This is a genomic window from Pseudoprimorskyibacter insulae, from assembly GCF_900302505.1.
In the GTDB taxonomy this organism is placed as follows: Bacteria; Pseudomonadota; Alphaproteobacteria; order Rhodobacterales; family Rhodobacteraceae; genus Pseudoprimorskyibacter; species Pseudoprimorskyibacter insulae.
Genome location: NZ_OMOJ01000001.1, coordinates 1,010,132 through 1,036,112, shown reverse-complemented (window position 1 = coordinate 1,036,112; position 25,981 = coordinate 1,010,132). Strand labels below are relative to the sequence as shown.

23 protein-coding genes are annotated in these 25,981 nt (G+C 62.0%); 9 read left to right on the top strand and 14 right to left on the bottom strand.

Annotated features, from left to right (window positions below; translation table 11 throughout):
- The first annotated feature begins 81 nt into the window (after positions 1 to 81).
- Positions 82 to 1,341 carry an Hsp70 family protein gene (locus PRI8871_RS05250; RefSeq protein WP_108885097.1) on the top strand — a complete coding sequence of 420 codons (1,260 nt, stop codon included), beginning with the start codon at positions 82 to 84 and terminating at the stop codon, positions 1,339 to 1,341.
- A 111-nt stretch (positions 1,342 to 1,452) separates the two neighbouring features.
- A complete protein-coding gene (locus PRI8871_RS05245; RefSeq protein ID WP_108885216.1) occupies positions 1,453 to 2,397 on the top strand; it encodes a DMT family transporter in 945 nt (314 codons plus the stop codon).
- Here PRI8871_RS05245 and folP read toward each other — a convergent pair.
- The 7 genes from folP to PRI8871_RS05210 all read right to left on the bottom strand — a co-directional run bounded on the left by folP (position 2,354) and on the right by PRI8871_RS05210 (position 11,734).
- On the bottom strand, positions 2,354 to 3,370 hold the full coding sequence (folP, locus tag PRI8871_RS05240; RefSeq protein ID WP_108885096.1) for a dihydropteroate synthase: 1,017 nt from the start codon (positions 3,368 to 3,370) through the stop codon (positions 2,354 to 2,356). The genes PRI8871_RS05245 and folP overlap by 44 nt on opposite strands.
- A gap of 40 nt (positions 3,371 to 3,410) precedes the next feature.
- Positions 3,411 to 4,337 carry a dihydroneopterin aldolase gene (locus PRI8871_RS05235; protein WP_108885095.1) on the bottom strand — a complete coding sequence of 309 codons (927 nt, stop codon included), beginning with the start codon at positions 4,335 to 4,337 and terminating at the stop codon, positions 3,411 to 3,413.
- Positions 4,338 to 4,409: 72 nt separating this feature from the next.
- Positions 4,410 to 5,036 carry a cell wall hydrolase gene (locus tag PRI8871_RS05230; protein WP_108885094.1) on the bottom strand — a complete coding sequence of 209 codons (627 nt, stop codon included), beginning with the start codon at positions 5,034 to 5,036 and terminating at the stop codon, positions 4,410 to 4,412.
- A 130-nt stretch (positions 5,037 to 5,166) separates the two neighbouring features.
- Entirely contained in the window at positions 5,167 to 7,728 is a 2,562-nt protein-coding gene (gene ppdK, locus PRI8871_RS05225) for a pyruvate, phosphate dikinase (RefSeq protein ID WP_108885093.1), read from the bottom strand.
- 132 nt (positions 7,729 to 7,860) lie between these two features.
- Entirely contained in the window at positions 7,861 to 10,083 is a 2,223-nt protein-coding gene (gene glyS, locus PRI8871_RS05220) for a glycine--tRNA ligase subunit beta (RefSeq protein WP_108885092.1), read from the bottom strand.
- Between the two features lie 190 nt (positions 10,084 to 10,273).
- On the bottom strand, positions 10,274 to 10,789 hold the full coding sequence (locus tag PRI8871_RS05215; RefSeq protein ID WP_108885091.1) for a DUF6446 family protein: 516 nt from the start codon (positions 10,787 to 10,789) through the stop codon (positions 10,274 to 10,276).
- Between the two features lie 15 nt (positions 10,790 to 10,804).
- Positions 10,805 to 11,734, bottom strand: a complete 930-nt coding sequence (locus PRI8871_RS05210) for a glycine--tRNA ligase subunit alpha (protein ID WP_108885090.1) — start codon at positions 11,732 to 11,734, stop codon at positions 10,805 to 10,807.
- Between the two features lie 156 nt (positions 11,735 to 11,890).
- Between PRI8871_RS05210 and PRI8871_RS05205 the strand changes: the two genes are divergently transcribed.
- Complete coding sequence (locus PRI8871_RS05205) at positions 11,891 to 13,681, top strand: serine protease (RefSeq protein WP_108885089.1); 1,791 nt, start codon at positions 11,891 to 11,893, stop codon at positions 13,679 to 13,681.
- A gap of 57 nt (positions 13,682 to 13,738) precedes the next feature.
- Here PRI8871_RS05205 and PRI8871_RS05200 read toward each other — a convergent pair whose 3' ends face one another.
- The 3 genes from PRI8871_RS05200 to PRI8871_RS05190 form a co-directional block, all read right to left on the bottom strand.
- Complete coding sequence (locus PRI8871_RS05200; protein WP_245897769.1) at positions 13,739 to 14,425, bottom strand: P-loop NTPase family protein; 687 nt, start codon at positions 14,423 to 14,425, stop codon at positions 13,739 to 13,741.
- A complete protein-coding gene (locus tag PRI8871_RS05195) occupies positions 14,422 to 15,489 on the bottom strand; it encodes an AI-2E family transporter (protein ID WP_108885088.1) in 1,068 nt (355 codons plus the stop codon). Before PRI8871_RS05195 ends, PRI8871_RS05200 begins: the two co-directional genes overlap by 4 nt.
- 66 nt (positions 15,490 to 15,555) lie before the next feature.
- Entirely contained in the window at positions 15,556 to 16,008 is a 453-nt protein-coding gene (locus PRI8871_RS05190; protein WP_146188654.1) for a hypothetical protein, read from the bottom strand.
- A 309-nt stretch (positions 16,009 to 16,317) separates the two neighbouring features.
- On the opposite strand from PRI8871_RS05190, the gene proS reads away from it, so the two are divergent.
- Together proS and PRI8871_RS05175 are read left to right on the top strand one after the other, a co-directional pair.
- Complete coding sequence (gene proS, locus PRI8871_RS05180; protein ID WP_108885085.1) at positions 16,318 to 17,664, top strand: proline--tRNA ligase; 1,347 nt, start codon at positions 16,318 to 16,320, stop codon at positions 17,662 to 17,664.
- 258 nt (positions 17,665 to 17,922) lie between these two features.
- Positions 17,923 to 18,645 carry a ThuA domain-containing protein gene (locus PRI8871_RS05175; protein WP_108885084.1) on the top strand — a complete coding sequence of 241 codons (723 nt, stop codon included), beginning with the start codon at positions 17,923 to 17,925 and terminating at the stop codon, positions 18,643 to 18,645.
- Between the two features lie 48 nt (positions 18,646 to 18,693).
- On the opposite strand, the gene PRI8871_RS05170 is transcribed toward PRI8871_RS05175, so the two are convergent.
- Positions 18,694 to 20,220: a DUF2125 domain-containing protein gene (locus PRI8871_RS05170; protein ID WP_108885083.1), complete on the bottom strand. Its 1,527-nt coding sequence runs from the start codon at positions 20,218 to 20,220 to the stop codon at positions 18,694 to 18,696.
- A gap of 123 nt (positions 20,221 to 20,343) precedes the next feature.
- Here PRI8871_RS05170 and PRI8871_RS05165 point away from each other — a divergent pair, with 123 nt between their 5' ends.
- From PRI8871_RS05165 to PRI8871_RS05150, 4 genes are all read left to right on the top strand, one after another.
- Positions 20,344 to 21,093, top strand: coding sequence for an SDR family oxidoreductase (locus PRI8871_RS05165; protein WP_108885082.1), 750 nt, complete (start codon positions 20,344 to 20,346; stop codon positions 21,091 to 21,093).
- Positions 21,090 to 21,695, top strand: coding sequence for an enoyl-CoA hydratase/isomerase family protein (locus PRI8871_RS05160; protein ID WP_108885081.1), 606 nt, complete (start codon positions 21,090 to 21,092; stop codon positions 21,693 to 21,695). Before PRI8871_RS05165 ends, PRI8871_RS05160 begins: the two co-directional genes overlap by 4 nt.
- A gap of 45 nt (positions 21,696 to 21,740) precedes the next feature.
- Positions 21,741 to 22,256, top strand: coding sequence for a DUF2937 family protein (locus PRI8871_RS05155; RefSeq protein ID WP_108885080.1), 516 nt, complete (start codon positions 21,741 to 21,743; stop codon positions 22,254 to 22,256).
- A gap of 73 nt (positions 22,257 to 22,329) precedes the next feature.
- Positions 22,330 to 23,877: a Ppx/GppA family phosphatase gene (locus PRI8871_RS05150; protein ID WP_108885079.1), complete on the top strand. Its 1,548-nt coding sequence runs from the start codon at positions 22,330 to 22,332 to the stop codon at positions 23,875 to 23,877.
- Here PRI8871_RS05150 and PRI8871_RS05145 read toward each other — a convergent pair whose 3' ends face one another.
- From PRI8871_RS05145 to PRI8871_RS05135, 3 genes are read right to left on the bottom strand one after another with little or no spacing between them, the layout of a single operon-like run.
- Entirely contained in the window at positions 23,878 to 24,234 is a 357-nt protein-coding gene (locus tag PRI8871_RS05145) for a hypothetical protein (protein ID WP_108885078.1), read from the bottom strand.
- A 38-nt stretch (positions 24,235 to 24,272) separates the two neighbouring features.
- Complete coding sequence (locus tag PRI8871_RS05140; RefSeq protein ID WP_108885077.1) at positions 24,273 to 25,292, bottom strand: endonuclease/exonuclease/phosphatase family protein; 1,020 nt, start codon at positions 25,290 to 25,292, stop codon at positions 24,273 to 24,275.
- The gene (locus tag PRI8871_RS05135) at positions 25,292 to 25,975 is read right to left on the bottom strand and encodes a molecular chaperone DjiA (RefSeq protein WP_108885076.1); all 684 of its coding nucleotides are present in this window, start codon (positions 25,973 to 25,975) and stop codon (positions 25,292 to 25,294) included. Before PRI8871_RS05135 ends, PRI8871_RS05140 begins: the two co-directional genes overlap by 1 nt.
- Positions 25,976 to 25,981: the final 6 nt, after the last annotated feature.

Below are 25,981 nucleotides of genomic sequence, written 5' to 3'. Positions count from 1 at the left end.
GGCATCTGCTGCGGGCCTTTTTCTTATTGTGCTGCCCTGCCCCCGGCGCTACGAACCGCGCTTTCAAAACAGGACTGAGTCATGGACGGATTGACCCTCGGAATTGATTTCGGCACCTCGAATTCCGCAGCAGCCGTGGTGCGAGATGGCCAGTTGCAGCGCCTGATGATCGAGGACGGGGCCGAGACCCTGCCAACGGCGGTGTTCTTTCCCAACGATCGCGGCGCGATGTTGATTGGCGAGGCGGCGGGTGAAGCCCTGATTGACGGCGAAGACGGGCGCTATATGCGGGCGCTGAAAAGCGTGCTTGGCACGTCGCTGTTCCATGAAAAGCGCCTGATCGGCGGCAAGCGCCGCACCTTGGCCGAGGTCGTGACGGCCTTCCTTGTGCGGATCAAATCCCGCGCCGAGGCGCAGACGGGCCAGACCGTGACCGGTGTCCTGTCGGGCCGACCGGTGCACTTTCACACCAAGGATCCCGCCCGCGATGCGCAGGCCGAGGCGGATTTGCGCGCTTGCTATCACGCCGCAGGCTTCACTGATGTCCGCTTCCTCAATGAACCCGAAGCCGCCGCCCGCGCCAGCCGCACCCAAGCGCGCGAGGGCGAGCTGGGCCTAGTGGTCGATATCGGCGGCGGTACGTCCGACTTTACCCTGTTCCGCAGCCAAGACAGCGGGATCGAGGTGCTGGCAAGCCATGGTGTGCGCCTTGGCGGGACGGATTTCGATCAGGCCGTTTCAATGGCCCATGCCATGCCGCTTCTTGGCCATGGTGGGCAGTTGAAGCGCGAAATGGGCGCGGGCCTGCTGCCGATGCCGGTGGCGATCTTTGCCGATCTGGCCACTTGGGCCAAGATCCCGTTCCTCTACACCGGCGACACCCGCCGTGCCGTGACAGCCCTGATCCGTGACGCGGTAGAGCCGCAACCGCTGAAACGGTTGGCCGAAGTGCTGGAGCATGAGTTGGGGCATGAGCTGGCCTTCGCCGTGGAGAAGGGCAAAATCCGCGCGAACGGGCTGACGGGCGGCACGGCGATGATCCGCATGACAATGATCGAGCGGGGGCTTGGGGCCGAAATCTCGCCCGGATCGCTGGATGCCGCGCTGACCAACGCGGGTGCGACGTTGATTGAGGCGGCACAGGACACGCTGACCATGGCGGGCCTGCCTCCAGAGGCGGTGCAAACGCTGATCTTTGTCGGCGGGTCCAGCAAGATGCGCATGGTGCAGGATGCCATGGCCGCGCTTTGCCCCGACGCGCGGATGGAAACCTCGGACGTGTTCACGGCTGTGGTCGATGGTCTGGCATGGACATTGGCCGACGAGGCGGCGCGGGCCTAAGACCCCCGGCCCCGCACAAATTTTATTGGCCGGTCAAATTCGGCCCGCGCGGGACTTGCGCCTTGCCGCCAACCGGGTCACACCGGACGGGCATAAATGAAAGCCTGTTTCATGTCCGACACCCCTGACATCACCGCCCGCAGTTGGATCATGCTATTCGCCTTGGCCATCGTCTGGGGGTCGACCTTTATGGTGATGGAACTGGCGCTGCGCGGCATCACGCCCATGTGGCTGGCTGCGGGCCGGATCGGCTTTGCCGCCGTTCTGGCGGGTGCGGTCTGGGCGGTGCGGGGCGGCAAGCTGTTTCTGACCGACGCGCGGGATTGGCCTGCCCTGTTCATCGCAACCAGCCTGACCACCGCCATTCCCTTCATGCTGCTGTGTTGGGGGCTGGAATATGTCACCTCGGGCTTTGCGGGGATTTCCATGGCCGCCGTGGTGCTGATGGTGCTGCCGCTGGCACATTTCTTTGTGCCGGGCGAAAAGATGACCACGCGCCGGACCATCGGCTTTGTCATCGGCTTCGCGGGCATCCTTGTTCTGGTTGGCCCCGGCGCCTTTGCCTCATCGGGTGAGGCGCTAGAGCTTTGGGGCCGTCTGGCCTGCCTTGGGGCCGCCGCCTGCTACGCGATCAGTTCGATCGTCGTGCGCCGCCTGCCACCGATTGACCCAGTGGGCCTGACCGCTGCGACCTTCATCCTTGGCTGTATCATTGTGATCCCCGTGGCCCTGATCACCGAAGGGCTGCCGCCTGCCGCCGATGGGATTACGCTGTTCTGGGTGGTTCTGCTGGGGATGCTGCCCACCGCCGCCGCCAACTTGCTGCGCATCGTGATCATCCGCAGCGCCGGGCCGGTGTTCATGGGGCTGGTCAACTATCAGGTGCCGATCCTGTCGATCATCCTTGGGGCCATCGTTCTGAACGAGCCGTTCCCCCCAAGCCTGAAATGGGCGCTGGTGCTGATCTTGGCGGGCATGGGCCTAAGCCAATACGGCGCGCTGACCCGCCTGTTTACAGGGGCCAAGCGCCGTTCTGAACCGCTTCCCAAAGGCTAAGGGCCTGCCTGGTTTCGCGCACGTCATGCACGCGCACCACCTGCACGCCCTGCGCCACCCCGGCCAGCGCCACCGAGACAGAGCCAAGCACCCGGTCTGACGGGGTGCTGACGCCGGAAATCGTGCCGATGAATTTCTTGCGGGATACGCCCAGCAGGATCGCGCAGCCCAGCGAATGGAACAGGCTCAGCCGGTTGAGCAGTTCCAAGTTATGGGCCTGCGTTTTGCCAAAACCGATGCCCGGATCGACCCAGACCCGGTCGCGCGGAATGCCGATGCCTTCCAGAAATACCAATTGCGCGGCCAGAAAATCATAGACGTCCAGCAAGACGCTATCGTAGCGCGGGTTTTCCTGCATTGTTTCGGGATCGCCCTGCGCATGCATCACGCAGACCGGCACTTTGGCCGAGGCACAGAACGGGCCAAGCGCCCGGTCATAGGAAAAGCCCGACACATCATTGACCAACGAGGCCCCAGCCTCATAGGCGGCCTCAGCCACCCGACCTTTGCGGGTGTCGATTGAGATCGGCACGGACATGGCATGGCGCAGCGCCCGGATCACCGGTTCCGTCCGGGCGATTTCCGCCGGGATCGAGATGGTCGTAGCACCGGGGCGCGTGCTTTCGCCGCCCACGTCGATCATATCCGCCCCGTCGCGCACCAGTTGAATGCCGCGCTGCACCGCTTGCGCCGGCACTTCGTGCTGGCCGCCGTCGGAAAAGCTATCGGGGGTGACATTCAGAATGCCCATGATGCGCGGACGATCCATCGACATCCCGGCCACGGCAGCCCTTGGCTGAGCGATGGAATCGCGAATATCGGCGGGCAAGTCCGACTGATGCAGGACAACCGTGTCCTCGGTTCGGCATAGCCGTTCTGCATGGGTAAACCAGCCCCAGCCGCCTGCAACAGGCAGCGCATCGGCGGGCCGAATAGAGTGAGACTGAACAAGCGCTCGGTAATAGTACGTCATATTTGGCTAATGCGCCAAACGACCCGCCTTTGGCAAGCACTCAGATTGTGGCGCTATCCAGTGGCACGGAACGCGCGGAAATTTGCCCGTCTTTGGGCGGTTCTGCGCCCACAATGACCAGTTCTCGTGCGGCCAATTCTTGACCGACCCACGCGGCCAAAGCCACCGATTCACGCGGCAGATTCGACGGCCCCTCGACCGAATCAAGGACCACTTTGGACGGGGCCCAGACCGAGATTTGACCGTGTTTCATCGCCCAATCCAGTTCTGTCCGGGTGGCCACGACCACACAGCGCGGATCGCGGGCGGCCAGAACCCATGCGTTTTGTTCAATCGCCAGAAGGTCAATCCGCCGCTGCGCCATGGGATGCCCCGCCTTGGGCGGGGCGACGTCGGGGCCGCCCACACATAGGATCACCGGCGCGTCCTGCGCCTGCAACCCATCCAGCCACTTGGGCAGGTTTTCAGAGGCCATCGCCGCATTGGACAGATACACCACACGCGGATGCGGCACATCCAGTTGATCTTCGGCCCTGCGACGGGCGGCATCACGCTCGGTGCGGACAATTTCAACGCCTAGCGCATAGGGGCCGCGATCCAGTTTTTCGATGCGAATAAAGACCCTTACGGCCTGAGGCTCATACAGAATGCGATCGGCGATCCGTTCCGCCAGCGTTTCCAGCAGGTTCAGCCGTTCGGCGGCCAGCTCATGCGCGATGGCTTCGGTGACGCGGTCATAGCTCAGGATGCGATCGACATCGTCGTTCAGATCCGCCGACAGTGGCTGCACCTCGACCACGATGTTAAAGCTAACGCGCTGGGTTTTACCACGCTCGGCCTGAAACGCGCCGATCTCAACCGCGACCACATGGTCCCGCACGGAAATCCGGTCCAAAGGCGCATCCCCGGCCGACGCAGCAGAACGCGCCTCAGGGTGTGCAAAAGCCTGATGGATTTCGGATGTCATGGTGCGCCCCTCGTCAGCACGGATCGGAGGCGCACCCTGCGACGGATGACTTCAGAGGTCAACCAGCACCGGTCAGTTCTGGCTGACGCGGGTCGCGGCGCGATAGAATTGATGCACGCCAATCGTCGCCGTTTTGGCAAAGCGGCTGGACCAGGACGGTTTGACCGCAGTGGTGTGATAGTAGGTTGCGCCTTTGGTCAACGGGCGCGGTGCGCCGGACAACATGACCATGGCAACCTTGCCAACCTGATCGAAGGCACCGGGTTCATTGATCACCTCGGCCCGGCCATCGCAGGTATAGGTGAACTGACAGGCGAATTTGCGCCCTGTTCCCTGATTGACCACACCGCAAACCGAATTGGGAAAGCGTTGGCTGTCCACCCGGTTCATGATCACCTCGGCCACGGCAAACTGCCCTTTGACCGTTTCGCCGCGCGCCTCGAAGTAGAGCGCTTCGGCAAGGCATTCCCATTCTCGTCCGCCTTGGGCCGACGGCAGCTCTTGCAGCCAATCGCGCGAGTAGTGCAGATCTTCGGGCCCAGTGCCCTTGGACAGCTTTTCGAGGCGCGAGGCGGATACGCCTTTCAAGCCCCATTGTTCCAGTTCGACCAAACGAGATGCGTCGTAGGACGGAAGCTCTGCCATCGACTGCGTGGCTGCCAACATGGCAACCAGAGTGACCGCGAAGACATTTCGCATCTTGAAGACCCTTTCATCAGACAACTTAACAACCCCCCGTACAGGGCTGGGGTCTAAGAAGAAAAAGTCCTTGGGTAAAGTTGCTGTGCCGCCACACAAGCGGATTTTTGCAAAGTTTCTATAATTTCATTCAATATTTTCCGGATTCCATCTTGTCGCGGATCGCCAGTTGCGCCGCCGAAAGCCGTGCGATTGGCACTCGAAACGGCGAACAAGACACATAATCCACCCCAACAGCCCGGCAAAACGCGATAGATTCGGGGTTGCCGCCGTGCTCTCCGCAGACGCTCATGGTGATGCCTTCGCGGCCCGCGCGGCCCCTTTGGACGCCCAGTTTGACCAGTTCTCCGACCCCATCGGTGTCCAGCACGTGGAACGGATCTTCGTTGAAGACGCCCAGTTTGACATAGTCCGACATAAAGCGCCCGGCGTCATCGCGGGACAGGCCGTAGGTCATCTGTGTCAGGTCATTTGTTCCGAAGGACAGGAAATGCGCGTGCTGGGCGATTTCCTCGGCCCGCAGACAGGCACGCGGCGTTTCGGCCATCACGCCGAGGCGGTAGGTGAAATCCTTGCCCCGTTCGTTGCGCACCGCCGCCGCGACCGCATCGATGCGGGTGCGCACGATCTCAACTTCGCGTTTGGCTGATACCAGCGGGATCATGATCTCAGGCACCACGGGCGCGCCGTCGCGGCTGGCGTCCAAAGTCGCCTCAAAGATCGCGCGGGCCTGCATGTCGTAGATCTCAGGGACCGTCACGCCAAGGCGCACGCCGCGCATCCCCAGCATCGGATTGTATTCGCCCATGGATTCGACCCGGCGCGTCACTTCGGACACAGGCATATCCAGCGCCTCGGCCATGTCGCGCAGCCCGGCGCGGTCATGCGGCAGGAATTCGTGCAAGGGTGGATCGAACAGGCGGATGCAGACGGGCTGGCCCTGCATAATGCGGAAAAGTTCCGTAAAGTCAGCGCGTTGCATCGGCAAAATCAAGGCAAGCGTGGCTTTGCGATCCTGAGCGCTATTGGCAAAGATCATCTCTCGCATTGGGGTCAGGCGGTCTTCTTCGAAGAACATATGTTCGGTCCGGCACAGCCCGATCCCCTGCGCGTCGAAGTTGCGGGCGGTTTGGGCGTCGGCGGGCGTGTCGGCATTCGCCCGAACGCCGATATCGCGTTCGGCATCGGCCCAAGACATCAAGGTGCGGAACACGTCATCCTGCGCTGCTTCGACCATTTTCGGCGCGCCAGCCAAGATCTGCCCAGATGTGCCGTCGATGGTGATGATGTCGCCTTCGCTGAGGCTGCGACCGTCCTCGCTGATCAATTTCTTGCGTTGGACGTGAAATTTCATCCGGGCCGCGCCCACGATGCATGGCAGGCCCATGCCCCGCCCGATCACCGCTGCGTGGCTGGTCATGCCGCCGCGTTCGGTCAGAATGGCGCTGGCAGCGTGCATGCCGCGAATGTCCTCGGGCGCGGTTTCGCGGCGCACCAGAATACACGCTTCGCCCCTCGCGGCGCTGGCCTGCGCATCGGCGGCGGTAAAAACAATCCTGCCGGTTGCAGCGCCGGGGCTGGCGGCAATCCCCGCCCCCAGAACATCGCGGTCGGCATCATCGGCCACCTGACGGTGCAGCAATTCGGTCAGCGCATGAGGATCGACCCGCAGCAGCGCCTCATGCCGGGGGATGATCCCATCTTCGGCCAAGGCCACAGAGATGCGCACTGCAGCTTGCGGGCTGCGCTTGGCCCGCACGCCGTCCAGAATGTGCAACTCACCGTTTTCAATGGTGAATTCGATCTGCATTTCCTCGCGCAGCCGCTGGCGCATCAGGGCGGCATGGGCGTTCAACTCGGCAAATGCCTCAGGTGCCAGTTCTTCCAGCGACGGGCCACGCGGATCGCGTTCCAGAAACAACGCACGTGTGCCGCCGTCCAAGGCTTCGCGCCCCTGACTTTGGCTAAGGTAACGCCCGGTGATCTGGTTTTCGCCCGTTCGGCTGTTGACCAGTTGCAAGACACCCGATCCGCATTCACCTTGACCCAGACCCAGCGCCATTTCCTGCACCACCAGCCCAAGGCCCGCATCCATCGGTGCACCTTTGGCCTGACGCAGCAGACGTGCGGTCGTGCCTTCCCAAGCCCGCGCCATGGATCGCAGCACCTCGGCCAATTGGCGGGCGGGCGATTGCGGAAAGCCTTCCTCGGCCTCGTCTTCATAGGCACGCAGCGATTGGCCCAGCCCGATCTGTCCATCATCGGCGATGTCGTCAAAGATATCCGGGTCGAGCCGCGCCACGTGGATTGCGTAGGTTTGCACAAACCGCTTGTAGATCTGGGCGGCTGCATCTGCGCCAATGCGGTCCGACAGTTCGACAAACCGCGCATCGTTCATCCCGATGTTCAGCACCGCCCCCGGCCCGCCCCAGTCGGGATCTTCGGACGATGGCCGCACACAGAGCAAGCACCCGTCCTTGAACCGTTGCAGAATCCCATCCACATCCGGCAAGACGCCGGTCGCGATCTGATGCACCGTAGAAAAGGACAGCGCCACGGTTTGCGGCACCGGCAGGTTCAGACGGACCAGTCGCTGCAAACATTTCGCCCGGCCGCCATGGGTGGGCGTTGCCACCGTGGCCGTCGGGGTGATCAGCGTGACGTCCGGGGTATCAAAGGGGGTATTCTGCACTGCGGCGCTCCTGCAAGGTTTGCGCAGAATACGCGCCTTCCCGCATCAAGCAAGCCCGCAGCTTGTCTCATGTCGCGTGCGACTTGACATGAGGCCGGCCAGTCCGGGCAATCCCCGGACCGGCCCCAGCCATTAGCCTTCGATCTTGGTCAGATCGGCAACGCTCAGACAGATCTGGCGAATGCGGCTGAGAAGGTTCAGACGGTTGCGGCGCAGCACTTCGTTGTCCGAATTGACCTGCACCGCCTCAAAGAAGGCATCGACCGCCGGGCGCAGACCCGCCATCGCCGACATTGCCGCTGCGAAATCCTCGGCCTTCATTGCCGGGGCGATTTCGGCCTCAGCCGCATCCAGCGCGGCAAACAAGGCCTTTTCGGCGTCGTCTTCGGCAAATTTCACATCCGCCCCGAACGAGTATTCGACCCCGTCTTTTTCCTCGGCTTGCGTCAGAATATTGTTGGCCCGCTTGAAGCCCTGCACAAGGTTCGTGCCATCCTCAGTGCCCAGCATATCCGACAGCGCGCGGGCGCGTTTGACCAGCTGCGTCAGATCATCCTTGCCCGGCATCGCCAGCGACGCGTCGATCACGTCGTGACGCACGCCTTCATCGCGCAGGAAGACCTTAAGACGGTCGTGGATGAACGCCAGCAGGTCGTCACTGGTGTCGGGCTTATGCTCGACAATCTGGCCAACCCATTCGGGCGCATCACCGTCCAAACGCTCTAGCACCGTGCGCACGGCTGCGCCGAACACGCCATGTTCGGCAATTTCGCGCAGCAGTTCTTCTTTCAGCGCCTCTTCGGCATCGCCATTGGCCGCGATCTGGTGGCGCAGCAGTTGCGCGTCGACAAAGCGGTCCAGATGCATGCGCAGATCATTCACCAGCACCAGCCGGATCACACCCAGCGCGGCGCGGCGCAGCGCGTAGGGGTCTTTGGACCCGGTCGGTTTTTCATCAATCGCCCAGAAGCCGGTCAGCGTATCCAGCTTGTCGGCCAAGGCCACGGTGGCAGACACCGGCGCGGTCGGGACATCGTCCGACGGGCCAAGCGGCGACCAGTGTTCCTGGCAGGCGTTCGCCACCTCGGCGGGCAGGCCCGCAGCTTCGGCGTAATAGCGGCCCATCAGGCCCTGAAGCTCGGGGAATTCGTAGACCATCTCCGACGATAGATCGGCCTTGGCCACGGTGGCGGCCTGCTTGGCCAGCGCCGCGTCGGCCCCGGTCACAGCCGCCAATTCGCCCGCCAGCGCGGTGAAGCGCGCGATACGGTCGCGCTGCGAGCCCATCTTATTGTGGAAGGTCACATTGGCAAGGCGATCAGTCCAGGCCTCAAGCCCCTGACGCTGCGCCACGCGCAAATCGTTTTCCCAGAAGAACTTAGCATCCGACAGACGCGCCGACAGAACCTTTTGGTTGCCCGCCAGAATGGTCGCCCCATTGTCACGGGTCTCGCGGTTGGCAACGGTGATAAAGCGCTCAATCCGGCCCGTTTTGGGGTTCTTGACGCTGAAGAACTTCTGATGCTCTTTCATCGAGGTTTGCAGCACCTCGGGCGGCAGGCCAAGAAACGCCTCGCCAATTTTGCCCATCAGCACCACGGGCCACTCCACCAGCCCCGCGACCTCGGCCAAAAGGCCGCGATCCTCGACCACTTCCAGACCATTGGCGAAAGCCTGATTGGTGGCCTCCTGCCAAATCATCTCGACGCGTTCCTCGGGGTTCAACACCACGAATGCGCGCTTCAGCTTGGCCTCATAGTCCTCAAAGCCGGACACAGTGATCGCGCCCGGCGCCATGAAACGATGGCCCTCGGTCTGGTTCCCGGCCTTGATGCCCTCAATCTCGAAGGGCACCACCTCGGCGCCGCCCTCATCGGACAGCACGCAGGTGATCCGGTGCAGCGGACGCACCCAACGAAGGCTGCTTGCCCCCCAGCGCATCGACTTGGGCCAGGGGAAGTTGCGGATGGTTGCATCCAGCACTTCGGCAATGATCTCAGCCGCCGGGCGACCCGGCTTTTCGATCACAGCGTAAAACACCTTGCCCTTTTTCTCATCCCGCTCTTCAAGCTGGTCGCGGGTCAGACCCGCACCGCGCAAAAAGCCCTCAATCGCCTTCTCGGGCGCATCGACACGCGGGCCTTTGCGCTCTTCGCGCAGGGTCGGGCTTTCGGCCAGCAGGCCCTGCACGGTCAGCGTCAGACGCCGCGGCGTCGAAAAGGCTGCGGCCCCGACATAGGTCAAACCCGCCTCAACCAGACCATCGGTCACGCGCTTTTTCAAATCCTCAGCCGCACGCGCCTGCATACGGGCCGGGATTTCCTCAGAGAACAGTTCGATCAGCAGGTCGGGCATCGTCTCACCACATCCATCCCCGAAAGGGGGTTCCAGTACACTGCGGGGGGATCAAGCTCAGGGCGCTCTGCGTTCAGCGCCCTGCCCTGTCGCGGCTGCCCCTTGGCGCGCCGCCAGACGGTCTATCCCGTCCCCCTGCTTCTTCTCTTTCCAAATACGCACCTGCCACACCCGCCACCGGACGCAGCGCTTATCGTTCTGGGCAATCCTCGCCCAAGGGCGTGCCGTCATAGGCCTTGTCGCCGCAGTCATTCACTTCTTCCCAGACATAGCCCCGCCCGTCGGCGGTGATGGCCGCCACCCGGTCAATGCCAAATTCGATGTTGCGAAGCACCGTAAAAGGCAGCGCCTCGCCGCTTTCCAGCGCCGCACCGACGGCTTCGGCGTCAAAGCACTCGAACCAGCCCGGCGCATTGCGCGGCACCGCGCCTTCATAGGCCTCATAGGTCTCGCTCAATGCGGCAAGGCTCATGGTCGTGGTAAAGCAGGCCCGATAGCGAATGGGCGAGCTGCCGGCGTCGATGGCCTGAAAATCGGCGTAGGGAATGGCCTCGGGCTGGCCGGTGGCCAGCGAGGTCAGCACGACATCGGTGCTGCCATTGGCGGGCACGGTGTCGTAGTAATAATAGACCTGCGTGTAATAAACGACCGCGCCGAATGTCAGCGCCGCGCCTATCACAATGGATCCAACCAGTTTGCCGTTCATCGCACCCCTGCCCGCTTACGCGGCCCAGCCCCCAGCTTCGGTCTGCACAAAAGCATCGGCGCACAGTTTCGCCAAGGCCCGCACACGGCCAATATAGCTTTGGCGTTCGGTGACCGAGATCACGCCCCGCGCGTCCAGCAGGTTGAAGATATGGCTGGCCTTGATGCACTGGTCATAGGCCGGGTGGGCCATGATAATGCGCTTGCCGGTCTTGGGGTCTTCTGCCGCGTTATCAAGGATACGGGCGCATTCGGCCTCGGCATCCTCAAAATGGCGCAGCAGCATTTCGGTGCTGGCGGCATCAAAGTTGTGTCGGCTGTATTCTTCTTCGGTCTGGCGGAACACGTCGCCATACTTCAGCGCAATCGGAGACTGAGGATCGTTGTAGGGCATGTCCATCACGTGATCGATGCCCAGCACATACATTGCCAGACGTTCTAGCCCATAGGTCAGCTCGCCCGAAACCGGGTGGCAATCATGCCCGCCGACCTGTTGGAAATAGGTGAACTGCGACACTTCCATGCCGTCACACCACACTTCCCAGCCTAGGCCCCACGCGCCCAGCGTCGGGCTTTCCCAGTCATCCTCGACAAAGCGGATGTCGTGCATGTCCATGTCGATGCCGATGGCCTCAAGGCTGCCAAGGTACAGCGCCTGAAGATCCGGCGGCGACGGTTTGATCAGCACTTGGTACTGATAGTAGTGCTGCAAACGGTTGGGGTTTTCGCCATAGCGCCCATCGGTCGGGCGGCGCGACGGCTGCACATAGGCTGCCGCCCACGGCTTCGAGCCGAGCGAACGCAGCGTGGTGGCCGGGTGGAAGGTGCCTGCGCCCACTTCCATGTCATAGGGCTGCATCACGGCACAGCCCTTGGCACCCCAGTAATTCTGCAAGCGCAGAATGATTTCCTGAAAGCTGCGCGGCTTGGTCGGTTTGTCGGTCATGATGTTTGCCCTGAACTTAGCTGCCGACTACCTATTCGGACACAGGTTCAGGGTCAATTGCAGTGATCGCCATAATTTGACGTGCAACCCGGTCTGGCTGTGTTACACATCGGCCCCACTAATCAGAAGACATGATAGGGCAAGGGCACCTTTCCAATGACGAAAAACCTATTTTACTGCTTAGCCGCATTCTTTTTCTTTGCGCGGGCAGCGGTTGCACAGGATGTCGCCTACATCCAGATCGAAGCGCAGCCCAGCCTGAACTTGGCCGAACAGCGGGCCCGCGATTATGCCGGGGCGCTGGAAGATGTGAATGGCTTCTCGCTTGGCGCGGGCTGGTATGGCATCGCGCTTGGGCCGTATAACCGCGAAGATGCGCTGCGCTATATGCGCGAATTGCGCGCCGCCGGGGCCATCCCCCGCGACAGCTATGTGGCCACCCCGTCCGAATATGACTCGCAGTTCTGGCCGATTGGCGCACAGATGCCCAATTTCGCGGCCTTGGCAGAGAACGCGGCAGAACCCCTGCCTGAGGCGACACCTGAGCCGCAGCCCGAGCAAGTGGCGCAGGCCGAAACAACGCCCGTGCAGCCGGAACCCGCCCCCGCGCCCGAGCCGGAACCCGATGAAACCCCACGTGAGGCACAGCGCAGTGAAGCGCAGCTAAGCCGGGACGAAAAGAAAGACCTTCAAATCGCGCTGCAATGGGCCGGTTTCTACAATTCGGCCATTGATGGTGCCTTTGGTCGGGGCACCCGCCGGTCGATGGGCGACTGGCAAGACGCCAACGGCTTTGAAAACACCGGCATTCTGACGACCCGCCAACGGGCCGAACTGCTGCGCCAGTACAACGCCGTTCTGGACGGAATGGGCCTGCGCCTGACCGCTGAGGCCCGCGCCGGGATCGAAATGAAACTGCCCTTGGGCGTGGTTGCCTTCGACAAATACGAAGCGCCGTTTGTGCATTACAAATCTACCAATGATCTGGGCTCGCGGGTTCTGCTGATCTCGCAGCCCGGCGATCAGGACACGCTTTATGGTCTGTATGAGATCATGCAGACGCTTGAGATTGTCCCGCTGGACGGTCCGCGCGAACGGGGCCGCAACGGCTTTACCCTGACCGGGGCGAATGACCGGATCGTGTCTTACACACAGGCCGAACTGTCGGGTGGCGCAATCAAGGGCTTTACCCTGATTTGGCCCGCGGGCGACGAAGAACGCCGCACCCGCGTTCTGGATGAAATGATCGCCAGCTTCCGCACCACCGGCGCGGTTCTTGACCCGGCTGCCGTGACCGATGCCGGTCAGACGGTTGATCTGGTGTCTGGCCTGACGATCCGCACGCCAAAACTGTCGCGCTCGGGCGTGTTTGTCAGCGGCAGCGGTCAGGTTGTCACCACGCTTGAGGCCGTTGAGGCCTGTCGCCGCATCACCCTGAACGAACAGTACAACGCCCGTGTGCAGGCCAGCGATGCTGCGCTTGGGCTGGCGGTTCTGAAGCCCGAAACCTCGCTTGCCCCGATGGGCGTTGCCAGCTTTGCCAGCGCACAGCCGCGCCTTTCCTCGGAAATCGCGGTGGCGGGCTATTCGTATGAAGGCGCGCTTGGCGCACCGACGCTAACCTTTGGCACCTTGGCCGATCTGCGCGGACTTCAGGGCGAAAGCACCCTATCCCGCCTTGAGGTCAGCACCCTGCCCGGCGATGAAGGCGGCCCCGTCTTTGACGCCAGCGGCGCGGTGATGGGTGTGCTTCAGTCCAAGACACAAAGCGCAGGCCGGGTTCTGCCCGACACGGTGGCTTTTGCCGCCAAGGCCGAGGCGCTGAAGCCGTTTCTGTCGCAGGCGGGGGTTTCCGTGCAAACCGCGCGCGGCACCGGTGTCATGGCGCCTGAGGATATGACCCATCTGGCCGCTGATATCACGGTGCTGGTCAGCTGCTGGGACTGACCGTCAACCACATAAACCAAACGCGGGGGGCCATGGTGCCCCCCGTTTTCGTTCGGCCTAGTCCCAGCCCAAATCGACCAGAACGGTGCGGGCCAGATCGCGGGTGATGTCCTTGCGCTGCGCAAGCGCGGCCCTGTCCAGCGCATCGACCAAAGTCTGGGCGGCGGCAAAGGCCCGCGGCATGCGCGGCACCAGATAGGGGATCAGCCCGACGCCCGGCGTGATCTGCCGGTCAAACAGCAGCTTGGCCAGAACGGCGGCCAGCAACTTATCGTCCGGGTCGCCCAGTTGGGTGACCTGCGTGCCCTGCATCCGGCTGGCCAGATCGGGCAAGGCGATGACCCATTGCGTTGGCGCGGTACGGGCTGTCACCAAGAGCGAATTGCCCTCGGCCAGCGTCAGGTTGTGCAAGTGGAACAGGGCGTTTTCGGCCTTGGCATCGCCAAACAGGCCCTCGATGTCCTCGACGCAGACGCAGCCCTGCGCCAAGGCCGGAATGTCTGCTTCTGCCAGTTCCGATGCAGTGATGATGGTCGCGCCGCTCAGGCTGGCCCAGACATGTGCCAGATGCGTCTTGCCCGACCCGGCTGGCCCGACCAGCGCCAGCTTGCGCCCGGCCCAGCCATTCCAACAGTCAATCATTGCCACGGCCAGCGCATTGCTGTCGCTGATGAAAAAGTCACCGCGACCAAGGGCATTCAATCGCTTGAATTCCAAAGGCAGAGCAAATTGTTCAGTGCTCACGTGCGGTCCTTCTCCGACAAGCCACGATACAGCCGCCCATCCTTATATTGATCCACGGCAAAGCGTGCCAGCACCCCCATCGAAGCGGCCACCGGCACGGCCACCAGCATCCCGACAAAGCCGAACAAGGTGCCGAAGACGCTCAAGGCAAGGATCAGCCAGACCGGATGCAGCCCGACCGAGTTGCCGACAAGACGCGGCGTCAGAATATTGCCCTCGATAACCTGACCGATCTGGAACACGACCGCCACTGCGACAATCCAATGCCATTCGCCCCAAAACTGGAACAGAGCAAGGCCGATCGCCAGCGCCCCGCCAACAATGGCCCCGACATAGGGAATAAACGTCAGCATCCCGGCCACAACGCCGACCACCATGCCAAATTGCAAGCCGATCAGCATAAGCGCGACGGCGTAATAGGCCCCAAGGATCAGGCAAACGGTGCCCATGCCACGAATGAACCCTGCCAAGGTCCGGTCCACATCCGCCGCAAGACGGCGCACCACCGGCGCATGATCGCGCGGCAAAAGCTCATCGACGCGGGCAACCATCTTGTCCCAGTCCAGCAGCATATAGACCGACACCACAGGCACGATCACCAACAACATCAGCACGTTGATGACTGACATGGCCGAGCTGAGGACCGAGTTCAGCAGTTCGCCTCCGCGCGACTTGATCGTCTCGCCAAAGCCGAGAAGCGTTTCGCGCACGGGGCTGTTTTCCACCATCAAGGACGGGAAACGGTCTGTCAGAAAGCTTTGCAGGTTCTTGAACAACTCGGGCGCGACATTGACCAATTGAATGGTCTGCTGCACCAGCGTCGGGATCACGGCCAGCGCCATGACGACGAATATCAGCACCGCCGCCATGGCAATCACCGCCGTCGATAGGGCACGCGACAGGCCCCAGCGCTCCAACCGGTCGGCCACAGGATCAAGGAAATAGGCAATCGCGCCGCCCAGAACGAAGGGCAACAAAACGTCGCCCAGATACCAAAGGACGACCGCAATGATAGCGGTCGCCACGCCCCAGTATTTCGCTTGTTCTTTAACTGGAAGTGCCATGCCTGCCCCGCGCTGTGTCTTGGTCTTACATCGCGCGTCTGGCCGCCCGTTTCAAGGCGGGCCAGGTCAATGTTGGTGATTGTGGCTCCAGACAACCCGCCAACGATGCACATTCGTCGCGACATAGGCCAACAGCGCGTAGGTAATCAGCACCATCGCTGAAATCGGCCGCTCGGGCACGATGATGGCAGCGTGAATGATGGCCCAACTTGCAGGCAAAGCCAGCAGCCATTCATTGCCGCCACGGCGCAGGGTGGTCAAAAAGCCCAGTGTCATCAGAACGATCACGCAAGGGATGCGAAACGCGGGATCAAGGACAGCGTCAGGATAGGCAAGTCGCGACAGGTAAAAGGCAAAGATCGCCCCGAACATCATCACCACGCCAAGCAGTCGGCGCGCACGGTCCGCCGGTTTGAGCCGGTCTTTATAAGCCACCCAGCCAAACACAGGCACTTGCAAAGCGGCCAAGAACGATGTCGCCAGAAAGGCCAAATCTTGGGATGCTATGAATGACGACATAGCTACGCCGCTGCCGATGGCCCAAAACCCTGCCATCACAGACATACCTACACGCAACAAAGGTCTACGAGGCATCACTGCCGCATATACCGGGACCGTCGCTGCGACGATCAAAGCCCACGATGTCATGGGAAAACTCCAAGCCGGCGCCGAGCTTAATGCTCGTCCACCGTGCGTTACACAAGTGACGCAAATGCGCCCTGCACATTCAATTATCAAGAGGCGTTTAAACATAAATCCAAACGCCTGCTTGCTTGCCCTGCTCATGGCCACTAAACCCGTCCACAATCAAGCCCAAAGGACCTAAAGATGCGTCTGTCCCGCTACTTTTTACCCGTAATGAAAGAAACGCCCGCCGATGCCCAGATCGTCAGCCACCAGCTGATGCTGCGCACGGGCATGATCAAACAGGCCTCAGCCGGTATCTATTCGTGGTTGCCGCTAGGGTACAAAGTGCTCCGCCGGGTCGAACAGATCGTCCACGAAGAGCAGCAGCGCGCGGGCCATATCCCGATGCTGATGCCGACGCTGCAATCGGCGGACCTGTGGCGCGAAAGCGGACGCTATGATGACTACGGTCAGGAAATGCTGCGCATCAAGGACCGCCATGACCGTGATATGCTCTATGGTCCGACCAACGAAGAGCTGATCACCGACGTCTTCCGCAGTTACGTCGGATCGTACAAAGACCTGCCGCTGACGCTCTATCACATCCAGTGGAAATTCCGTGACGAAATCCGCCCGCGTTTCGGCGTGATGCGTGGCCGCGAATTCCTGATGAAGGACGGCTATAACTTCGACTTGACCAAAGAGGATGCGCTGCACGCCTACAACCGCCATTTGGTCAGCTATCTGCGCACCTATGAACGTATGGGCCTGCAAGCCATCCCGATGCGCGCCGACGGCGGCCCGATTGGTGGCGATTACACCCATGAATTCCTTGTTCTGGCCGAAACCGGCGAATCTGAAGTGTTCTATGACAGCCAGATCACCGAACTGAAGTTCGGCGACCGCCAGATCGACTATGACTCGGTCGAACAGTGTCAGGGCGTGCTGGAAGAATTCACCAGCCGCTATGCCCGCACCGACGAAACCCACGACGGGATCATCTTCAACAACCAAGTCCCCGCAGAGCGCCAGCGCAGCGCACGCGGCATCGAGGTTGGCCAGATCTTCTACTTCGGCACCAAGTATTCCGAAGCGATGAACGCCGTGGTCGATGATGGCAAAGGCGGCAAGGTTCCTGTCCACATGGGCAGCCACGGCATCGGCGTCAGCCGCCTGCTGGGCGCGTTGATTGAGGCGAACCACGACGACAAAGGCATCATCTGGCCCGAAGGCGTGACCCCCTTCCATTGCGGCATCGTCAACCTCAAGCAAGGCGACGATGAGGCCGACGGCGCTTGCGAGGCGCTCTACAAATCGCTGACCGCCATGGGGCTAGAGCCGCTTTATGACGACCGCAGCGAACGCGCGGGCGCAAAATTCGCCACAATGGACCTGATCGGCCTGCCCTGGCGCATCACCGTCGGCCCGCGCGGGTTGAAGAACGGCGTGGTCGAACTCACCTCGCGCCGCACCGGCGAAAGCGAAGAACTGCCCCCCGAACAGGCGGTCGCCAAAATCGCCCAGATCTACGGCGTCGCCGCCGCGTAATCGGTTGGTTGGCAGATAAGGTTTTTAAAACACCCCGGGCCGGTCGGCGCGGGGTGTTTTTGTTTGGGGAACATGTTTTGTGGTGATGAAAGGGTCTGCATTCGGCCTGACCTCGGAGCGGTGTTCCAGCGTGTCGCCCAATTGATCTTCGCATTTTGCTATGATGCACGGCGCCAATCGCACCACAGGCCAAACAATGGCCCGCTTGACACCCCCCGCCCCCGCCGCGCAACTATAGCGCTAACAGTGGAGGGTATCATGACGCGCACGGCTTTGATTGTTTGGGGCGGATGGGAGGGGCATCACCCCTCGGCCGTTGCCGGGATTTTCCGAAAGATCCTTGAGGGGGACGGGGTCGCGGTGACGTCGGTCAACTCGCTTGAGCCATTTAACGATCTCGAAACGCTCTGTGCCTACGATGTGATCGTGCCGGTCTGGACGATGGATAAACTCCCGCTTGAGGCGGCGGCGAATGTCAGCGATGCGGTCGGGCGCGGCACCGGGCTTGCCGGGTGTCATGGGGGCATGTGCGATGCGTTCCGCGAAAACGTGCTGTGGCAGTTCATGACTGGTGCAAACTGGGTCGCGCATCCGGGTGGGGATGGGGTGAAGTACCGGGTGACGATGGGGCCAAATGCCTCGCCCCTGACCGAAGGGATCGGGGATTTCGATGTCGAATCCGAACAGTACTACCTACACGTCGACCCGGCGAATACGGTTCTGGCCACCACGCGCGTTCCGACGGTCAAATGGCTGCACTCGGCCAATCCGCCGGTGGATATGCCCGTCGCCTGGACGCGGCGTTGGGGCATGGGACGGGTGTACTACAACGCGCTTGGGCACCACCCCGACGTGATCGCCAGCGGCCCCGCCCACGAGATGCTGAAACGCGGGTTGATCTGGGCCAGCCACGGCCGCGCCGCCGCCCAACAGGCGGGTGAGCGATACGAGGATTACGTCACCGACGGCAACCACCTTTGAACGCAAAAGGCCCCGCGATTGGCGGGGCCTTTTCTGATTAATCTCAGCTTACTGAATGCGCTGGCCATTCACCAGGATATGCGCTTGGTCGTTGATTTCGACCTTGGATTTCAGGCTGTCCTCGGTGTCGCCGGGAACGGCGAACATACCGATCATCATGCGGGCACCCATGGCGTCTTGTTCCGGCACGAAGCCCAGTTGCACCAGTTTGTCGAGCAAGCCGTACCCCCCGATCAACGACAGGTCGACCGAGCCGATGGGGCGCGGCAGGCCGTCGAAGGTCTGGGTGTCGGTGTTGTCGAAGGTGAAGGCGCCGGTGCCGGTCAGGCTGGCGCCTGCGGCCTCAACCGTCAGGGTGTTCAGGACAAGGCTATCGATTTCGGCAGGCAGGGCGTCGGATGCGCCAGCGGCCTCCATCGCGGCCTCATCGAAGACATCCAGCAACAGGCGCACGGCCCCGGTGGCATTGACGGCGATGGTGGCCGGATCGCGGGGCAGAACCTGACCCGGATCGAAGATGTTCCACAGCAGGTCCGACATGGTGAACCCGCCCAAGGTCACGTCAAATTCGAACGGTTCGGGCGCGTCGCTCTGGGCCAGCGGCATCGAAATGGTTAGGCCCGCCTCTTCAAAGTTGGCCTGAATGGGCAGCGGGATTTCCGGGCTGAACAGATCCAGCGACATCCCGGTCGCACCAAGCGAATAGAGGAACGACTGCGCACTGACCGCGATATCAAAGAACCCGCCGTCTGAGCTGGTTTTGCCGTTGGTGGTCTGATCGTCTTCGGTGAAGGCAAACTCGGATTGGCCGCCCGCGTATTCAAATCCGCCGTCAAAGGCAAAGCCCTGACGGAACATATCCGCCGGATCGGTTTCGTCGAAGTCTTCGGGGATGGTGGTGGAACCTTCGAAGGCCAGATCCGAAATACTGCCTTTGAGCATGCCGCGGCCCGATCCTTCGGGGTCGGCAAAGGCCAGATCATAGGTCAGCCCGCCTGCGGTCATTACCTGATCCGACACTGTCATGCCATCGCCGGATTGCGTGGTTTCCGAGGCGAGGTCTGTCATGGTCATGTCCACACGCACCACGTCGCGGCCCACCTCTTCGCCCTCGACGATCAATTTCAGCAGGCTGGCGGTGACCGAGGCCGCCGATTGCGTGATCACGATGTCGCCCGGTGCGCCCGACACGATGGTTTCCATGTCCGTCATGGACAGGCCAACCTCAACATCCACCTCTTCGGAATCGGCGCCTTCGGTGCTGATGAGCATGGTGCTTTGCGATGCGATTTCGACCGATACGCTGCCATCGCCCAAATCCACCAGCGTCAAATCCGGCACGGTGACAGTGACCGTCCCTTGGTTTTCGGGCAGAACCGTCGCGATGGTGATGCCGGTGACACTCACGTCAGCGCCGCTGGCGGTTTCGGTGGCCGCGACGGTGTAGCCGAACCCTTCCAGATAGCCATGCAGTTCGTCCCAGACTTCGGCCGGGGTGATATCGGCGGCGGCGGATTGGGCCAGCAATAGCCCGGTCAGCGCGGTCGTGCTGAATATGCGCGACTTAACAAGCATTGGTATATCCTTCCTAGAATATCGTTTCCTTCAATGTCGGGCCAAGCCGGGCACGGGTCAAGGGGCTGGACCGGCTGGTTTTCACCCTTTACCACTTGGACAGAAATCACCAGTGGGGTCTTCATGCACTTGACAGGAAAAACCGTCCTGATCACCGGCGCAAGCCGTGGGATCGGAGCCGAGGCGGCGCGCGCCTTTGCCAATGCCGGGGCGAATGTTGCCCTGCTTGCCCGCAGCCACGATGAGATCGCGACACTGGCCGGAGAAATCGGTCAGTCCGCAATCGCCATCCCCTGCGATGTCAGCCGCTATTGGGAAATGGCCCAAGCGGTGCAGGCCACGGTGGATACTTTTGGATCGCTGGATGTGGTGATCAACAACGCAGGCGCGATCGAACCCATTGCCCGGATGGATGAAAGCGATCCCGAAGCATGGGGACAGGTGATCGATATCAACCTCAAGGGCGTCTATCACGGGATGCGCGCCGCCCTGCCGGTGATGCTGGCCCAAGGGGGCGGGACGATCCTGACCATCAGTTCCGGCGCGGCGCATGGCCCCGTTGAGGCATGGTCGCATTACTGCGCGTCCAAAGCCGGGGCGGCGATGCTGACCCGCAGCCTAGATAAGGAATACCGCGATCAGGGAATCCGCGCGATTGGCCTGTCACCGGGCACCGTGGCCACGCAAATGCAGCGCGACATCAAGGCCAGTGGCATCAACCCCGTCAGTCAGCTTGACTGGTCGGCGCATATCCCCGCCGATTGGCCCGCCAAGGCGCTGCTCTGGATGAGCGGCGAAGGTGCCGACGATTGGCTAGGCGATGAAATTTCGCTGCGCGACGACGCGATCCGCAAGAAAGTTGGACTGATATGATCCTAGAAGAACGCGATGGCGATCTGGCCATCATCACCCTGAACCGCCCTGACAAGGCCAATGCGCTGACCCGCGAAATGCTGGAGGCGCTGTGCATCGCCGTTGAAGACAGCGCCGATGCCAAGGCGCTGATCCTGACCGGCATCGGCAAGGCCTTTTCCGCCGGGATGGACCTTGAGGCGGCGGCCAGTGGGCTGGCGACCAGCCCGATCTGGGAACGCCTGTCAGGGGCGATTGCGCGATTTCAGGGCCTGTCGGTCTGTGCGCTGAACGGCACGCTGGCGGGCGGGGCGATGGGCATGGCGCTGGCCTGCGACCTACGGATCTGCGTGCCGCGTGCCAAGGTGTTCTATCCGGTGATGAAGCTGGGCTTTCTGCCGCAACCGTCCGATCCCCGCCGATTGCAGGCGCTGGTCGGCCCGTCGCGGGCGCGGATGGTGCTGATGGCTGGCCAAAAGATCGAGGCCCCCGAGGCGCTGACTTGGGGCTTGGTGGACCGCATCGTTGCGCCGGACGACCTGATGGACACGGCCAAAGACCTATGCGCCGATGTGCTGGGCGCGGAGGCGGCGCATATTCGCGGGATCAAGGCGCTGTTTTGAACGGTCCAATCTGCTAAGCTCGCCCAAAAAACCGGAGCGAGCAGTATGATCTTTCGTGCCCTCACCTTTGTCGCGGGCCTGACCGGCGCGGCAGGCCTGTCGCAATTCCCCGAGTTTTCACAGCAATACGCCCAACGTCTAGGCGGCGCCGTGGATGAGCTGACGCGGGTCGTTGCCGATTTCGACGCCGACGCCGCCAAGCTGGGCCTATCGCGCGCGGCGGCGTTGGTCGATATGGCGGGCAGCAATAGCCAGATGGCCGTATCACGCGCGCAGACCATGGCCCAGACGATTGACCGCCGTGACGCGCTGGCCGCCGATCTGGCGGCTTTGCAGGGCGCAGGCCCCTTTACCCGCGCCAGCCTGATGCAGCACATGACCGACCCGGAAATCGCCAGCCGTGCGCTTGAGGTCTATAAGCCCGCCCTGCCCCTGACCTTCGAAGGGCTCAGCTTTGGCGGGGTTGGTTTTGCCTTGGGGGCCATGGCCTTAGCCCTGCTGCGCCGAATGCTCGCCATGCCCGCGCACCTGCTGCGACGCAGAAAACCTACCCAAGCATAGGGTTTTGGGCATCTGTCTTCTTGACCCTTAACGGCGCCTCAGCCATTGTCGGGACGATACGACAGGGAAGACCATGGACGGACCCAACGAAGCTCGAACGCATAAATGGGACCCGTTTCAGGAGCCCGTTTTCGCCGACCCCAAAGCCCGTGCTCTGTCGCGGGTTGGTGTGATCGACATCGGTTCAAACTCGGTGCGATTGGTGGTCTTTGATGGCGCGGCCCGTTCGCCCGCCTATTTCTTCAACGAAAAGATCATGTGTGCCCTTGGCTCGGGCATGGCCGAAACCGGCCGCCTTAGCCCCGAAGGCCGCAAACGCGCCTTGGCCGCGCTGGCCCGGTTCGCGCAGCTGGCCAAGCACATGCAATTGCCCACCATGACCGCCGTCGCCACCGCCGCCGTGCGCGAGGCCGAGGACGGGCCAGATTTCTGCCGCGAGGTCGCGGAGAAGACCGGCCTGAAAATCTGGGTCATCGACGGCCCAGAGGAGGCACGCCTGTCCGCCCAAGGCGTGTTGCTGGGATGGCCGGGGGCCTATGGCCTGATCTGCGACATTGGCGGGTCGTCCATGGAATTGGCCGAAATTCACGACGGCAACGTCGGCAAGCGCGTGTCATCGCAGCTTGGCCCGCTGAAACTGCGGGATCTGCCGGGCGGCAAGAAGGGCCGCACCGCCCATATCAAAGAAGTCATCGAAGGTCTTTCGGCCCAGATGGGCCCGCAACACGACCGATTGTTCCTTGTTGGCGGGTCGTGGCGTGCGATTGCCCGGATCGACATGCACCGCCGGAACTATCCGCTGCATGTTCTGCACGAATACCGCATGTCGGTGAAATCGGTGCAGGAAACCGCCCGCTACATCGATGAATGCACCGATTTCGACGCCTTGCGAAAGGCTTGCGGGATTTCCTCGGCGCGTATGTCGCTGGTGCCGATCGCATCCGAAGTGCTGCGCCGTCTGGTGCATACTCTGCGCCCCAAGGACATCGCCGTGTCCAGCTATGGCATCCGCGAAGGGCTGCTGTACGAACAAATGGGCCAAGAGCTGCGCGACCGCGACCCGCTGATCGAAGCCTGCCGCTTTTCTGAATTCAAAGACGCACGCTTGGCCGGATTTGGCGGGCGGCTTTATGATTTCGTCCTGCCCCTGTTCAAAAGCGCCAAACCCGCCAAGAAGCGTCTGGTTCACGCCGCTTGCCTGCTGCACGACGTCAGCTGGCGTGCCCATCCCGACTATCGGGCGGAAACCTGTTTCGACAATGCCACCCGCGCCAACCTTGGCGGGCTAAAGCATTCAGAACGGATCTTTTTGGGCATGGCCCTGCTGCACCGCTACAAGAACAAGCGCGAAGGCACGCGGTTCGAAGATCTGTATGCGCTGCTGGAGCCGAAATATCAGACCGAGGCCGAAGTGCTGGGCAAGGCAATGCGCTTTGGGTCGATGCTGTGGATGGCCGAAGATAAAGCCGCCAGTGCCACCTTGGAATGGCAGCCGAAAAAGCGCGTTCTGAAACTGAAGCTTGGGCCTGATGCCGCGCCCTTGTTTGGCGAAGTAGCGCAGGCGCGGTTTGACTCTCTGGCGCAATCCTTGCAGGCCGAGACTGAGGTTAAATCCCTGTAATCAAAGCTCAATCTCTGGGGTGTCGCTTTGCGGCACCTCGGCTTTGGGCTGTTTGCGGCGCAGGATGATATCGCCATTGGGCAGCATTTCCAGCGGCTCATAGACCGACCAATCCTCGACCTCGGCCAACAAGTCCTTGAGCGCTGGTCCCATTGCGCGGCTGAATTCCAGCAGCGACGGGCCGATCTCATCGGCAAGGCCCTGCAATTCATCCAGCGCTGGTTCCATTTCCTGCATGATGCCCTTGAAGAACAGCTTGGCCCCTTCCTCCATCAAGGATGTGCCGCGCTCTTCCTCGGCATAGGCCGGAAGCGCAAGGCATAGGGTTGCAGCAGTGGCGAAAGCGATCTGTTTCATGCCGACAATATAGGCCCGAACGGCCTGTCTGATAAGGGTCAGAGATCAATATCCAGCGTGACCGGGAAATGGTCGGACGCGGTTAGCAGGGCCTGACACAGCTCGGGCGTGGTCCAGCAGACCGGGTCATCGAAGGGATGCCAGATACGCCAAGCCGGATCAAAGGCCCGCAGGTCGGGCGACACCATGACGTAATCCAGCAGCGCCTGAAGGTAACGCTTTTCATGGCTAAGGTAGAACCGCGCCGAGGTAGGCCGCGCCCCCAGCCGCGAGGTCAGCGCCTGCGCGGCGTGCGGGTCGTACATGGCCTGATCGCCCTCGCCCATCAGGATCTCAACCGAGGAGCGGCCAAACAGGTTTTCGTATTCGTCCAGCCCCGGACCGTCGTTCAGATCGCCCAGCAGGATGACGCTATCGCCCGCCGCGATGTCTTCGGACAGGCGTGCCCGCAGCCAGATCGCTTGGGCCAATTGTTTGCGCCGGTTGGCGATGGACAGGCGCATCACCTCGTCACGCGTGGTGGCCCCATGCGGCGCTTTGGATTTCAGATGCGCCCCGATCAGCCGCAGCCGCCGCCCCGACGCGGTGCGCAGCGCCACCTCAAACGGCGGTTTGGAAAAGCGCACTTTGTCTTCGGTGGCGTCGATATCCAGATCGATGCGGTAGGTACCGTCGAAGCGCGGCGCCCCCGGCCCCTGCCCGCCTACATCGGGGCCGCGCGGGTCGTGTTCGGCCTCTAGCACATCGGGGTCGAAGAGCAGCGCGATTTCCTGTTGGGTTTCGTTGGCAAAGCCCATCACCGCGCGGCGGGCCCGCAGACCAAAGGCATCGGCGAAGCGCTCCAGCGCACGCACCGTATCGCGGCGGCGGTTGCTGTCGGGGGCTTCGATCACCATCACCGCATCGGCATCCAGCGCGGTAAAGACGATCCCCAGCGCTTCGGTCTGCTGGGCGCGGGTCACGTCATGGCGTGCAGACCAGCCGCCATCGGCCAACAAATGCCCGTGGTCGTCAAACAACGCGTCGAACCATTCCACGTTGTAAGTGGCAATGCGCATCAAGCGTCGGCCCGTTCCGAGATATCGGCCCAAGCCCGGTTGATGTCGATCAGGCGGCGTTCAGACAGTTTCACCGCCTCTTCGGGGACGCCGCGGGCCATCATCACATCGGGATGGGATTCGCGCACCAAGCGTCGCCAGACCTTGCGGATCTCGGCCAAGGACATATCGGGGCGCACGCCCAGAACCGTGTAGGGGTCAGGTGTGGCATCGGGCACAAATCGGGCGCGAAGGGCCATGAAATCGGGCTGCGGCACGCCGAAGATATCGGCCACACGCTGCAAGAATTGGTCTTCCGCCGGATGATAATCCCCGTCCGCCATAGCGATATGGAACAGCCCTTCCATCAGGTCGCAATAGGTCGGGCTTTTGTCGCCGAACATCCGCTTGATTTGCCGCGCATATTCTTCGTAGCCCGCTACGTCTTTGCGGGCGAGATTGAACACCTTGGCCGCGCCCGCCTCATCTTGTGGGTCGATGCTGAACACTTCGCGGAAGGCTGTGACCTCATCTCGGGTGACCAGCCCGTCAGCCTTGGCCATCTTGGCCGAAAGCGCAATCACCGCGATGGTGAACGCCACAGACCGTTCAGGCGGGGTGCGCAGTTTTTCGAAAACAGCAGAAAGACCCTCGCCAGCGGCAAGGGCAGAGATGGCTTCAGAGATGCGGGTCCAGATTGACATAGGCAC

Bases quoted from the DNA above. Each gene is read 5' to 3' on its own strand.
- PRI8871_RS05235 (WP_108885095.1), bottom strand. From the start codon at position 4,337: ATGACATCCGAAATCCATCAGGCTTTTGCACACCCTGAGGCGCGTTCT.
- PRI8871_RS05245 (WP_108885216.1), top strand. From the start codon at position 1,453: ATGTCCGACACCCCTGACATCACCGCCCGCAGTTGGATCATGCTATTC.
- PRI8871_RS05150 (WP_108885079.1), top strand. From the start codon at position 22,330: ATGGACGGACCCAACGAAGCTCGAACGCATAAATGGGACCCGTTTCAG.
- PRI8871_RS05170 (WP_108885083.1), bottom strand. From the start codon at position 20,220: ATGCTTGTTAAGTCGCGCATATTCAGCACGACCGCGCTGACCGGGCTA.
- PRI8871_RS05175 (WP_108885084.1), top strand. From the start codon at position 17,923: ATGACGCGCACGGCTTTGATTGTTTGGGGCGGATGGGAGGGGCATCAC.
- PRI8871_RS05205 (WP_108885089.1), top strand. From the start codon at position 11,891: ATGACGAAAAACCTATTTTACTGCTTAGCCGCATTCTTTTTCTTTGCG.
- PRI8871_RS05190 (WP_146188654.1), bottom strand. From the start codon at position 16,008: ATGTCGTCATTCATAGCATCCCAAGATTTGGCCTTTCTGGCGACATCG.
- PRI8871_RS05145 (WP_108885078.1), bottom strand. From the start codon at position 24,234: ATGAAACAGATCGCTTTCGCCACTGCTGCAACCCTATGCCTTGCGCTT.
- PRI8871_RS05215 (WP_108885091.1), bottom strand. From the start codon at position 10,789: ATGAACGGCAAACTGGTTGGATCCATTGTGATAGGCGCGGCGCTGACA.
- PRI8871_RS05195 (WP_108885088.1), bottom strand. From the start codon at position 15,489: ATGGCACTTCCAGTTAAAGAACAAGCGAAATACTGGGGCGTGGCGACC.
- PRI8871_RS05230 (WP_108885094.1), bottom strand. From the start codon at position 5,036: ATGCGAAATGTCTTCGCGGTCACTCTGGTTGCCATGTTGGCAGCCACG.
- folP (WP_108885096.1), bottom strand. From the start codon at position 3,370: ATGACGTACTATTACCGAGCGCTTGTTCAGTCTCACTCTATTCGGCCC.
- proS (WP_108885085.1), top strand. From the start codon at position 16,318: ATGCGTCTGTCCCGCTACTTTTTACCCGTAATGAAAGAAACGCCCGCC.
- PRI8871_RS05250 (WP_108885097.1), top strand. From the start codon at position 82: ATGGACGGATTGACCCTCGGAATTGATTTCGGCACCTCGAATTCCGCA.
- PRI8871_RS05160 (WP_108885081.1), top strand. From the start codon at position 21,090: ATGATCCTAGAAGAACGCGATGGCGATCTGGCCATCATCACCCTGAAC.
- glyS (WP_108885092.1), bottom strand. From the start codon at position 10,083: ATGCCCGACCTGCTGATCGAACTGTTCTCTGAGGAAATCCCGGCCCGT.
- PRI8871_RS05140 (WP_108885077.1), bottom strand. From the start codon at position 25,292: ATGCGCATTGCCACTTACAACGTGGAATGGTTCGACGCGTTGTTTGAC.
- PRI8871_RS05155 (WP_108885080.1), top strand. From the start codon at position 21,741: ATGATCTTTCGTGCCCTCACCTTTGTCGCGGGCCTGACCGGCGCGGCA.
- PRI8871_RS05165 (WP_108885082.1), top strand. From the start codon at position 20,344: ATGCACTTGACAGGAAAAACCGTCCTGATCACCGGCGCAAGCCGTGGG.
- PRI8871_RS05210 (WP_108885090.1), bottom strand. From the start codon at position 11,734: ATGACCGACAAACCGACCAAGCCGCGCAGCTTTCAGGAAATCATTCTG.
- PRI8871_RS05135 (WP_108885076.1), bottom strand. From the start codon at position 25,975: ATGTCAATCTGGACCCGCATCTCTGAAGCCATCTCTGCCCTTGCCGCT.